Origin of the sequence: Rhizobium sp. BK512 (assembly GCF_014194915.1) — a bacterium.
Taxonomy (GTDB): Bacteria; Pseudomonadota; Alphaproteobacteria; order Rhizobiales; family Rhizobiaceae; genus Rhizobium.
Genome location: NZ_JACIAS010000007.1, coordinates 118,243 through 129,275 on the forward strand (window position 1 = coordinate 118,243; position 11,033 = coordinate 129,275).

The 11,033-nt window shown below is 59.8% G+C and carries 13 protein-coding genes; 3 read left to right on the forward strand and 10 right to left on the reverse strand.

Going from position 1 to position 11,033, the window contains the following annotated elements; genetic code table 11:
- The first annotated feature begins 32 nt into the window (after nt 1-32).
- Together FHX06_RS35670 and bfr are read left to right on the forward strand one after the other, a co-directional pair.
- A complete protein-coding gene (locus tag FHX06_RS35670) occupies nt 33-407 on the forward strand; it encodes a (2Fe-2S)-binding protein (protein WP_112544925.1) in 375 nt (124 codons plus the stop codon).
- Nucleotides 373-858 carry a bacterioferritin gene (gene bfr, locus FHX06_RS23950; protein ID WP_027512212.1) on the forward strand — a complete coding sequence of 162 codons (486 nt, stop codon included), beginning with the start codon at nt 373-375 and terminating at the stop codon, nt 856-858. The genes FHX06_RS35670 and bfr overlap by 35 nt, the downstream gene beginning before the upstream one ends.
- A gap of 86 nt (nt 859-944) precedes the next feature.
- On the opposite strand, the gene FHX06_RS23955 is transcribed toward bfr, so the two are convergent.
- The 6 genes from FHX06_RS23955 to rsfS form a co-directional block, all read right to left on the reverse strand.
- Nucleotides 945-1,478 (reverse strand): RNA pyrophosphohydrolase, encoded by a 534-nt coding sequence (locus FHX06_RS23955; RefSeq protein ID WP_113204266.1) that lies wholly within the window; start codon nt 1,476-1,478, stop codon nt 945-947.
- Between the two features lie 12 nt (nt 1,479-1,490).
- Entirely contained in the window at nt 1,491-2,690 is a 1,200-nt protein-coding gene (locus tag FHX06_RS23960) for a divergent polysaccharide deacetylase family protein (RefSeq protein ID WP_113209795.1), read from the reverse strand.
- A gap of 77 nt (nt 2,691-2,767) precedes the next feature.
- Nucleotides 2,768-4,090, reverse strand: a complete 1,323-nt coding sequence (locus tag FHX06_RS23965) for a S41 family peptidase (RefSeq protein ID WP_112544921.1) — start codon at nt 4,088-4,090, stop codon at nt 2,768-2,770.
- Nucleotides 4,080-5,489 carry a murein hydrolase activator EnvC family protein gene (locus tag FHX06_RS23970; RefSeq protein WP_113209851.1) on the reverse strand — a complete coding sequence of 470 codons (1,410 nt, stop codon included), beginning with the start codon at nt 5,487-5,489 and terminating at the stop codon, nt 4,080-4,082. The genes FHX06_RS23965 and FHX06_RS23970 overlap by 11 nt, the downstream gene beginning before the upstream one ends.
- A 154-nt stretch (nt 5,490-5,643) precedes the next feature.
- Complete coding sequence (gene rlmH / locus FHX06_RS23975; RefSeq protein WP_112544920.1) at nt 5,644-6,126, reverse strand: 23S rRNA (pseudouridine(1915)-N(3))-methyltransferase RlmH; 483 nt, start codon at nt 6,124-6,126, stop codon at nt 5,644-5,646.
- Nucleotides 6,127-6,245: 119 nt separating this feature from the next.
- A complete protein-coding gene (rsfS, locus tag FHX06_RS23980) occupies nt 6,246-6,689 on the reverse strand; it encodes a ribosome silencing factor (protein ID WP_018114199.1) in 444 nt (147 codons plus the stop codon).
- Nucleotides 6,690-6,897: 208 nt separating this feature from the next.
- On the opposite strand from rsfS, the gene FHX06_RS23985 reads away from it, so the two are divergent.
- Complete coding sequence (locus FHX06_RS23985; protein WP_018114198.1) at nt 6,898-7,275, forward strand: winged helix-turn-helix domain-containing protein; 378 nt, start codon at nt 6,898-6,900, stop codon at nt 7,273-7,275.
- Here FHX06_RS23985 and modC read toward each other — a convergent pair whose 3' ends face one another.
- The 4 genes from modC to FHX06_RS24005 all read right to left on the reverse strand — a co-directional run bounded on the left by modC (nt 7,276) and on the right by FHX06_RS24005 (nt 11,004).
- A complete protein-coding gene (modC, locus tag FHX06_RS23990; protein WP_113209794.1) occupies nt 7,276-8,346 on the reverse strand; it encodes a molybdenum ABC transporter ATP-binding protein in 1,071 nt (356 codons plus the stop codon).
- Entirely contained in the window at nt 8,343-9,044 is a 702-nt protein-coding gene (gene modB, locus FHX06_RS23995) for a molybdate ABC transporter permease subunit (RefSeq protein WP_113209793.1), read from the reverse strand. The genes modC and modB overlap by 4 nt, the downstream gene beginning before the upstream one ends.
- A gap of 75 nt (nt 9,045-9,119) precedes the next feature.
- On the reverse strand, nt 9,120-9,911 hold the full coding sequence (gene modA, locus FHX06_RS24000; protein WP_113115909.1) for a molybdate ABC transporter substrate-binding protein: 792 nt from the start codon (nt 9,909-9,911) through the stop codon (nt 9,120-9,122).
- A gap of 493 nt (nt 9,912-10,404) precedes the next feature.
- Nucleotides 10,405-11,004, reverse strand: a complete 600-nt coding sequence (locus tag FHX06_RS24005; protein ID WP_246715634.1) for a nicotinate-nucleotide adenylyltransferase — start codon at nt 11,002-11,004, stop codon at nt 10,405-10,407.
- Between the last annotated feature and the right edge of the window lie 29 nt (nt 11,005-11,033).

Genomic DNA, 11,033 nt, shown 5'->3' on the forward strand with positions numbered 1-11,033 from the left:
GAATCGTGATCGAATGAGGGTCGCGAATTTTCTTGACAGTTCCTATCTTCTTTTGCAGAAAACACGATAGTAAGTGTCATGTTTGGAATGAAGACGTGCTCGTCTGCAGTTGCAATTACATAACCGACAAGGAAATCCGGGACGTTATCAACAATCTTCTCGATGAGGATTGCTGGCAGCTTATCGTACCTGCGAAGGTCTATCACGCCATGGCCAAGCGCGGCCGTTGCTGCGGTTGCTTCCCGAACGTTGTCGATATCATCATCCAGACAACCGAAGATTATCACGCTCGCCGCCACTCGACGGAAGCGGAAATATTTGATTTCATGTCCCGCCTCAGAGAATTCCATGAAGAAAACAGGAGAGCGGACATTGAAAGGCGACAAAAAAGTCATCGAGCGGCTTAACGAGGCCCTCTTTCTAGAGCTCGGTGCAGTCAACCAGTATTGGGTTCATTATCGCCTTCTTGAAGATTGGGGTTATACCAAACTCGCCAAGAAGGAGCGCGCCGAATCGATCGAGGAAATGCACCATGCCGACCGCCTGGTCGCGCGTATCATCTTCCTCGAAGGCCATCCCAATCTGCAGACGCTTGCACCGCTGCGCATCGGTCAGAACGTCAAGGAAGTGCTGGAAGCCGATCTTGCCGGAGAATACGACGCCCGCACCGCCTACAAGAAGTCTCGCGACATCTGTCATGACGCCGGCGATTACGTTTCCATGAAGCTCTTCGAAGAGCTGCTGGCAGACGAAGAAGGCCATATCGATTTCCTCGAAACCCAACTCGATCTGCTCGAGAAGATCGGTGAAGCCAAATACGGCCAGCTCAACGCAGACTCGGCGAACGAAGCCGAGTAATTCACCATCGACATCCTATCTCGGCCGGTCGCCTTTCAGGCGGCCGGCATCGTTTATTGCGCATCGATGACAGCTTCGTTTGACGCTCAGTCTTCCGGGATCAGGCCGGAAAGATGACGGAATTCCGCCACGACCCGTTCATAGACAGTGCGCTTGAAGGGAACGATCAGGCCCGGCAGTTCCTCCATCGGCTTCCACTCCCAGGCGTCGAATTCCGCCTCATGGCCGCCGGGGGGCGGGTTGATGGCGACCTCGCTTTCATCGCCTTCGAAGCGGAAGGCAAACCAGCGCTGCGTCTGGCCGCGATACTTGCCCCTTAAGCCGATGCCGATCAGTTGCGGCGGCAGGTCGTAATTGATCCAGTCTTTCGCCTCGGCAAGCAGCGTCACGGTCCGGATACCGGTCTCTTCGTAAAGCTCGCGATAGGCCGCTTCCAGCGGGTCCTCACCCTTGTCGATGCCGCCTTGGGGCATCTGCCAGAGCTGCGGCGAGCCGTCATATTCAGAATTGCCGTCAGGGATGCGCCGTCCGGCCCAGACAAGGCCCTCGCGGTTCAGGATCATTACGCCGACGCAGGGGCGATAGGGCAGGTCCTCGGCTCTTACAGTCGCCTGGCTCATGGTTCTCTCCGCTCAGGGATTCTTGGGGTCGTTGACGAGTGCTGCAACGCCGACAATCTCAATGCCGCGCATGGCCGCTTCCTCGCTCCATTTGGAGATCGCGTCAATGCTCTCGTCGAAAGCCGAGGCAACCCCGATTGCCTGGCCGTTGCGGCGAGCGATACGCTCCAATTCGTCGAGTTTCTGCAGGATCGTGTTCACGTCGACCTGGCTGTCCAGTTGCAGATCGGCGAAAGCATAAGGAAGCTCCGTGCCTTTGGCGACCGCAGCCGTCTTGGATTGTGCCGAAGTGCCGTCGTCGAGGAACAGCAGCCCGCGCTTGCCGATATCGCGCATGATCGGCTCCATGGCCTTGGGATCGGAGAGGAAACGTCCGCCAAGGTAGTTCATGATGCCGGTATAGTTCGTGATCTCGCCCATGGATCGGTGCAGGCTTTCGATATTGCGTGCCACTGGCTTCGAGGTCAGTAGCGTATCCGGACCTGGATCATTCGCCGGGTAATCGAATGGTTCCAGCGGCACTTGCAGCAATATTTCATGGCCGCCACGACGGGCATCCTGCATCCAGCGCTGCAGGCTGTTGCCGCTGGCAGCAAAGGCGAAAGTGATTTCTTCCGGCAATTGCTTGATGGCGCGCTGCGTGCCGGTCTGGCTGAGACCGAGGCCGCTGAGGACGATCGCGATGCGTGTGCCGCGCGTGCCGGACCAGGGACGCGCATATTGATCCATCGGCCGTTTGCCGTCGGGGCCCGTGATCGGCAGCCGGCCGAAGGGCGTATCTTCCAACAGATTGTCGTTGGGGATGGCCGCCATGCGGGGATCCTGACCCACCTGCATGGCGTCGACCAGAACCGGGCCGTTGCCGTAGCGTGGGCGCGGACTGTATTTGGTGACGACGGAGCCGTCTCCGGTCACCATGCGTTCCACGTTGGCGCCCGAGCTCGGTTCTGAGCGTGGCATGCCGTTTGCTGTCTGATTGCCCGAGGTCGGCGGTTGCTGGATCGTGTCGGTCGGCGGAGCGGCCGTGACATCCTGCGATGCCGGCGGTATCGACCGCTCGAGGCCATCGTCGTGAAATGCCGTGTAAAGAGAAAACCCGCCGATCGCGACAAGACAGATGCTCGCGACTATCTGCCCGATCCGCAATATGCCGGGGCGTTTGCGCGCAGCCTTGCGGTTGCGGCCTAAGGGTGCATGCAGGTCCGTTCCCAATTCCTTGCCCGCTCCAAAACCGGGAAACAGCAGAAAGCCTCAAGGCCGGACAATCGCCCGGCCTTGAAATCGAAGAATTACTTGGCGACCACGGCCTTTTCAGGGTCCGGCGGGAAGGACGGATCGGTCTTCTTGCCGCGCAGCAGGTCGAGTGCGTAGTTGAGCTGGACGTCGTCCTTTGGATCCGGCGGGACATAGGCGACCGAGCCCGAACCTTCCTCAGTCTCGCTCTGGCCCTTGATGTGGCCGCGCAGGGCGGATTCGCCCTCGGTCACCATCTTGCCTTGGAGATCGGCCGGAAGGGGCTCTTCCACCTTGATGTCAGGCGTAATGCCGGTGCCCTGGATCGAGCGACCCGATGGCGTGTAGTAGAGCGCCGTCGTCAGGCGCAGCGCGCCGTTTTCGCCGAGCGGAATAATCGTCTGGACGGAGCCCTTGCCGAAGGAGCGGGTGCCGAGAACGGTGGCACGACGCAGATCCTGCAGGGCGCCGGCAACGATTTCCGACGCGGAAGCCGAACCGCCGTTGATGAGAACGATGAGCGGCTTGTGGTCGGTCAGGTCACCAGGGCCGGCATTGAAGCGGCGCGTCTCATCCGGATTGCGGCCGCGGGTGGATACCACTTCGCCGCGCTCCAGGAAGGCATCGGATACGTTGATCGCCTGATCGAGCAGACCGCCGGGATTGAGACGCAAGTCAAGAACGAAGCCCTTGAGTTTGTCGGCAGGAACGGTCGCCTTGATCTTCTGGATCGCCTTTTCGAGATCCGGATAGGTCTTTTCGGTGAAGGAGATGACGCGCAGGTAACCGACATCATCCTCGACGCGCGACTTGACGGCCTGGACAGCAACGACGTCACGCACGATCGTCAGTTCGATCGGCTTGTCAGCGCCCTTGCGGATCAGCGTCAGCTTGATCGGCGTGTTGACGGCGCCGCGCATCTTCTCGACGGCGTCTTCGAGCTTCAGCCCGCGGACGGACTGGCCGTCGATCTCGGAAATATAATCGCCGGCGAGAACGCCAGCCTTGGCAGCCGGAGTATCGTCGATCGGGGTGATGACCTTGACGAGCTCGTCTTCCATGGTGACTTCGATACCGAGGCCGCCAAACTCACCCTTGGTCTGGGTGCGCATGTCTTCGGCGTCCTTCGCATTCATGTAGCTGGAATGCGGATCGAGCGAGGACAGCATGCCGTTGATGGCGCTCTCGATCAGCTTGTCCTCGGCCGGCGGCGTTACATATTGCGCACGCACGCGTTCGAAGACGTCACCGAATACCGAAAGCTCCTTATAGGTCGATGCTCCCGCCGCCTCTGCAGGCACGCCTGCGGAGTAAATGACGCTCATCGCGGTCGCGCCCATCAGTGCGCCGACCAGAACAAGAGAAGCCCTACGAATCATTGCGTGCCTTTCCAGTGTCTTTGGCGGTCCACCACGGTCGGGAATCGACCGGTTTACCGTCCTTTCGAAACTCAATGTAAAGCGTTGGCCGATCTGTTTCCAGCGCCAATGCGGTTGCGCTTGCCACTCTTTTAGCACCCATCACGGCCAGCGGTTCGCCGGAGAAAACGAATTTTCCCTGACGAGTGCTGATCGTATCCATGCCTGAGATAACCAGGTGGTATCCGTCGCCAGCGTCGAGGATGATCATCTGGCCATAGCTGCGGAAAGCGCCGGCAAAAACCACCAGCCCGTCAGCAGGCGCAGTCACCACCGTTTCCGGATTGGTCGCAACAGTCATTCCCATGGCCTCGTGTCCGGTGCCATCGGCATCTCCGAACTGGCGCAGAATATCGCCCGCCACAGGCAACTCCAGCTTCGCCTTCAATTCTCCGAAGGGATATGCGGGCGCAATGCGGTTTTTATCGGGCACTCCGCTGTCGGCCAGGGCCTTTGCCTGGGCGCGCTGCTCGTCGGTCAGGAGCTTGCGGTTTTCCTCTGCCTGCCGGGCGGCAGCGGCGGCGTCGCGCACGGAGGCGATCTCCGTTTCCATCGAGGCAACGAGGCTTTCGAGCGTCGTTGCCTTGCTTGCCAGTTCCTGGGATCGCTGCTTCTCGGCTTCCAGTTCGGCGGCATTGGTGCGGCTCAGCTTGTCGTTTTCGGCAAGCAGCAAGTCCATGCGCCGCTCCTCCTCCAGGCTGTTTGCCATGGTGATGGTCAGATCTTCCTTCTCCTTGGCGCTTGCCGTCTGCAATGCTGAAAGATTGGCAAGATCGGCCGCCAGCTTTTCGGTCTCCTTGCGGATGCCCGGAACGACGGCGCCGAGCAGAATAGCGCTGCGGACCGAGGCAAGGGCGTCGTCGGGTGTGACGAGAAGGGCGGGCGGCGGGTTGCGGCCCATACGCTGCAAGGCGGCAAGGACTTCGGCCAAAACGCCGCGGCGCTCGTGCAGCGAACGGCGAATGCCGTCTTCCTTGACGCCGATGTCAGCGAGCTTCTTTTCGCTGTCGAGAATCTTGCCTTCCAGGCCTTTGCGGCGCGCGGCGGAATCGATCAGTGCCTGGCGAATGCTTGCAGTGCTCTTTTCCAGATTGTCGATGCTGCTTTGAAGCTCGCTCACCTTGTCCGAGGAGAGGTTGATCGTCTTCGACAGCTTGTCGAGTTCGGCCCGCGTCTCGTCGCGCTTCTTCGCCAGTTCGGCCGCGGGGTCAGGTGGCGGTTGCTCGGCTGACGTGACCGGGGCGGTCTGTTCGGCTGCTGCGGGCGGAGGCGGCGCGTCCTGCGCCTGTACGGCAAAAGGGTTTCCCGAAATGGCAATGACGGCCGCACCGAGCCCTGCGGCAACGGCCGGCAAAAACAGGCGGGATCGCTTGGGGGCAGCTCTCGTCATGCGTGTCGGGGTTTACTCGTTCAAATCGCCCGGAACCTAAGCTGATTTGGGGCCGTTGGCCAGAAAGTTTGAAGGAGAAGAGGTCGTCACGCAAAACACGGCTGCGTGAGTGTTTTTGGCCGCGTCACACACGATGGTAGGGGTGGCCGGAAAGGATGGTCACCGCCCGATAGAGCTGTTCGGCAATCAGCGTGCGGACGATCTGATGAGGCCATGTCATCTTGCCAAGGCAAAGGGTCATGTCGGCCCGGTCGTAGAGGGAAGGATCGAGGCCATCGGCACCGCCGATCGCGATCGTTAGGTCGCGTTTGCCCTGATCGCGATAGGTGCCGAGGAGATTGGCGAAAGCTTCGCTGTCCAGCGCCTTGCCGCGTTCATCGAGGAGAATGAGGATGCTGCCTTCAGAGAGCGACTTCTGCAGCATGGCCGCCTCCTCACGCTTGCGGGTCTCCGCATTGGAGGCGCGGCTTTCAGCCACTTCGGCGATACGAGAGAATTCCAGGCCAACCGCAGGGCCGGCCTTGGCAAAACGGTCGAAATAGCGGGCCGCAAGATCCTTTTCGGGGCCGGACTTCAGCCGACCCACCGCAAAAAGACCAATCCGCATTCATCCACTCCTGCTATGCCGCGCTTCAAGAAGCGCAATGTGGACTTACCGGCCAGCGATCGAAAGCTGGCCCGGCCAGTTACCACGTCTCAGGCGCCGGGCGAATGCCGGGCTGCCTGTCAGTGCCGCGTTTCCTCGTCCATATCCGGAGCCGCCCACATCTTTTCGATGTTGTAGAACTCGCGAATTTCGGGACGGAACACATGCACGATGATGTCACCGGTGTCGATGAGGATCCAGTCACCGCCTTCCTGACCCTCGACGCGGGCTGTACCGAAACCCTCGTCCTTGAGATCAGTCAGAAGATGATCGGCGATCGCCATGACGTGCCTGTTCGAGCGGCCGGAGACAACAACCATGTAGTCTCCCAGCGCCGATTTTCCGGCAATGTTGATGGTGACGATATCTTCAGCTTTGGAGTCCTCGAGGCTGACGAGGACGGCTTCCAGAGCACGGGCGGCGGCATCGGCGCCACGTTCCGAACCCTTCGGGAGAACGGCAAGCGTTTTTCCCTTGGCGTGTACTGTTGTCAGTGCTTTCCCTTTCCTGGAATGACAAACCATGCACAACACAGATCCGGCGTCACCGGATCATGGTTAAGATAGGCATCAAACCATTAACGTTTCAAGACGCGGCGCAGCGCGCGAACGGCCAAAAGCCGCATTTGGCGTCACGAAATCGAGATTTCGACCCCAGGTCGAATGGAGTTGCGATGTACAGCGTCTGCGGTCGGGCGTAAAGTGCCGATAATGTCTCCAAATTCCGACCGATATGACCGAACCCGCCAAAAATTCCCTTACGCCCGTCCTGCGAATCACCTTTCCCGATGACGATCGCCTCGGCCGCGGCAAGATGGAGCTGCTCGAGCATATCCGCGAGACAGGTTCGATCTCGGCTGCCGGCCGCGCAATGGACATGTCCTATCGCCGCGCATGGCTGCTAGTTGCCGAGATGAATCGCATGTTCAAGGCGCAGGTGGTTGAATCACAGCGCGGCGGCCAGAAGGGCGGCGGTGCGGCATTGACGCCATTCGGGGACCAATTGCTGGCGCGCTTTCGCAACATGGAAAAGACCGTGCGCAGCAGTCTTGCCGATGATCTCACCTGGCTGGAAAATAACCGCAATCCGCAGCCGGACGACCGGCGTTGATCAGGCTTCCAGCGCGACAGTCTTGATAACGGCGAAAGCGGGCATACCCGGATTTAGCCCCAGGCGCTCGCAGGACAGTGCGGTGATGCGGGAGAGCACGGCATCGCCGGCGCAATCGAGGCGGATCTCGACGGTTCCATCCTCCGCCGGTGAAACCTGCGAGATGGTCCCTTCCAGAATGTTGAGAGCGCTCAACCCTTCCGGCTTTTGTATTGCCAGCATCACGTCTCGGGCGGGGATGCGGATGCGCACGGCTCTGCCCGCGGCCGGCGCGGCACCTGGAACATAGAGCCTGCCGGCCTTCAGCAGCACCACCGAAATTCGATTGGTCAAATCGATACTCTCGACTGTGCCTTCCAGCACGGCACCCGCCTCTCTTCGGTCTTCCGGCAGCAGCGAGGAGCGACTGAGGACTTCTGTCGCAAGACCTGCCGCTTCCACCTTGCCGTCACGCATGACGACGACCTGATTTGCGAGGCGCGCGACTTCCGCGATCGAATGGCTGACATAGACGATCGGAATATCCATCTCGTCGCGCAGACGCTCGAGATAGGGCAAGATCTCGCCCTTGCGGGCTTCATCCAATGCGGCCAGGGGCTCGTCCATCAGCAGCAGGCGCGGCGAAGCAAGCAACGCGCGACCGATCGCGACACGCTGCTTCTCGCCTCCCGACAGCTTTGAAGGGCTGCGGTCGAGCAGCTGGCCGATGCCGAGCAGATCGACGACGCGATCGAAATTTTCAGTATGTGCGGATTTCGGCGTGAACCACCGGCCATAAGAGAGGTTCGAGCGGACGCTCAAGTGCGGAAAGAGGCGTGCTTCCTGGAAGACATAGCCGAAGCGACGGCGATGCTGGGGAATGAAGATGCCCTTTGCCGTATCCGTCAGCGCCTCGCCGTCGAGCAGGACCCGGCCATCAGTCGGTCGAGTGAGGCCGGCAATGATACGGATCACGGAGGTCTTGCCGGAGCCGGAACGGCCGAAGAGAGCGGTCACCCCGCGTTCGGATGTAAAGGCGGCATCAAGCCCGAAGGCACCAAGGCGATGTCTTGCTTCGACGATGAGTGTCATTCCGGATCGATCCTCCGGCCGGCGAGATAGGCGAGAAATTCCGAAGCGAGAAGAGCCAGCATGGAGATGGCGATGGAAATAAGGGTAAGCCGCATGGCGACGGCATCACCGCCCGGCACCTGGGTAAAGGTGTAGATGGCGGTCGATAGTGTCTGCGTCTCGCCCGGGATGTTGGAGACGAAGGTGATGGTGGCGCCGAACTCGCCCATCGCTTTGGCAAAGCAGAGGATCATGCCGACGATGACGCCGGGAATGATCAGCGGCAGCGTGATGGTCAGGAAAACCCAGACCGGGCTCGCGCCGAGCGTCCCGGCAGCTTCCTCCAGTTTCCGGTCGACGGCTTCGATGGAGAGACGAATGCTACGCACCATCAGGGGGAAACCCATGACGCCGCAGGCGAGTGCCGCACCGGTCCAGCGGAAGGCCAGTACGATGCCCAGATATTGATCCAGCAGGCTGCCGATCGGGCCACGGCGTCCGAAAAGGACGAGGAGGATAAAGCCGGTAACGACCGGCGGCAGGATCAGCGGCAAGTGGACGATGCCGTTCACTACGGACTTTCCCCAAAAGCGACCGCGCGCGAGCAACAGGGCGACCAGGATGCCGAGCGGCAGGCTCGCCACAGTGGCGACCGAGGATATACGCAGGCTCAGCAGGATCGCTGTCCATTCCTCATCGCTCAAACCAAACATTTCCAAGCGTCATCTTCTCCGAAACAGTGAAGGCCCGCCGAAGCGAGCCTTCACGCTAAGCTCTGGGCGCCAATTGCGCAATTATTTCAGGATGGTGAAGCCCTGTGCAGTGAAGAAGGGAGCAGCCTTGTCCGACTTCAGGAAGTCGAGATAGGCAGCAGCATCCGGGTTCTTGCTCTCGGCAAGCAGGGCGATCGGATAGATGATCGGCGGGTGGGAATCAGCCGGGAAGGTGCCGACGATCGCAACGCCCTTATCGGCGGCCGCATCGGTCTGATAGACGATGCCGTAAGGCGCTTCGCCACGGGAAACGAGGGCGAGGGCAGCACGCACGCTTTCAGAATAGGCCACCTTGCTTTCCACGGATTTCCAGACCCCAAGCTTGTCGAGCGCTGTCTGGCCATACTTGCCGGCCGGAACCGACTTCGGTTCGCCCATTGCGAGCTTGCCATCCCCGATCAGGCTGGCGAGATCGAAGCCCGATTTGATCTCGACCGGCTTCTGCTTGCCGTTTTCGGCGACCAGGACGAGTCGGTTGCCGAGCAGGTTGGAGCGGGTGTCGGCCTTGATCAACTTCTTGTCGGCGACGTAATCCATCCAGTTGAGGTCAGCGGAAATGAAGACGTCGGCTGGGGCGGCGTTTTCGATCTGCTTGGCAAGCGCACCGCTTGCGGCGTAGGAGGCGACGGCTTCCTTGCCGCTTTCCTTCGCCCAGGCTGCGTTGGCTGCGTCGAGCGCATCCTTCAAGCTTGCAGCTGCGAAAACGGTGACCTTTTCGGCGGCTTCAGCGGGCGCGGAAAGCGCTGCTGCGCCAAGCCAGATCGCCGAGATTGCGGCGGTTGCCAGTTTCATCCAGCGGCGGCGATTGTGCATGATTTTCTCCCCAAGAACGAAATATCTAGACGGATATAACGGCAGGTAAGGTTTGGCTAGGGCTGCGTTTCATAAAATATATCGGCAGCAAAAAAGCGTAGGTTTCACGCACGGCTCCTCACGCATTCGTGAGATGCATGGCTCATGGCGAGCCAAAAATTGCCGAGGCATAAATGTGGCAGTTCAGCCTTGCAAATGACAAGCTGAGAGAATGGAAAGCCTAAATCGATCTGTTATTGCTGATTAAAATGGCAGCCGTCGTCGTCGTATCTCGACGAGGCTTGCATGATATGCATTGCTGCAATGCACTTGTATATATTCACCTTCTGAACAAATGTGCTAAAAGACAATCATCCGACGGCTTCTCCTCCTCCCATAGCCGTCCGATAGGATCGACAACACTCCTCCTCCCAGTTGTCGATCAAGTTTTAAGCCCGACGCACCTCCTCCCGCGTCGGGCTTTTCATTTCTGGAAACTTCTAAAACAATCCGATTATTCCGCGGCCTTGTGCTGGTCGCCGTTGCGGATGGCTGTCGAGCTCAAGGTTGAGCGTGGACCGTGAATGAAGGTCCAGGCGGGCGCCGGCTTCTTCCAGAGCACACGGGCGTCATCTTCATCGATGCGCGCAAAGGCAAAGGTCTTGGCCATTTTCGAGGAAAGGTACGAGAGCGTCGAGCCTGGCCGGTCGATGACGGCGATCGGGAAGGTGCGCGCGATATTCTGCCATTTCTGCCAGCGATGGAAATTTTCCATGCTGTCAGCGCCCATGATCCAGATGAAATGCACATGCGGATTGCGCGCCTTCACGCGGGCGAGCGTACTGGCCGTGTAGCTCACGCCAAATGCCTGTTCGAAGGCCGTGACCTTGATGTGTGGGTCGGTGGCGATCGCCTCGCTGCGCGCTATGCGCTCCGAAAGTGGTGCCAGATGATATCGACTTTTGAGTGGATTGCCCGGTGTCACCATCCACCAGAGCTGATCCAGCCCCAGACGGCGAATGGCGATTTCGGCGACCAAGGCATGGCCTTCATGCGGCGGATTGAAGGAGCCGCCGAATAGGCCGACGATCATGCCGCGTTCGCAATGCGGCATGCGCAGATACTGCCGGCCTATATGCTCCG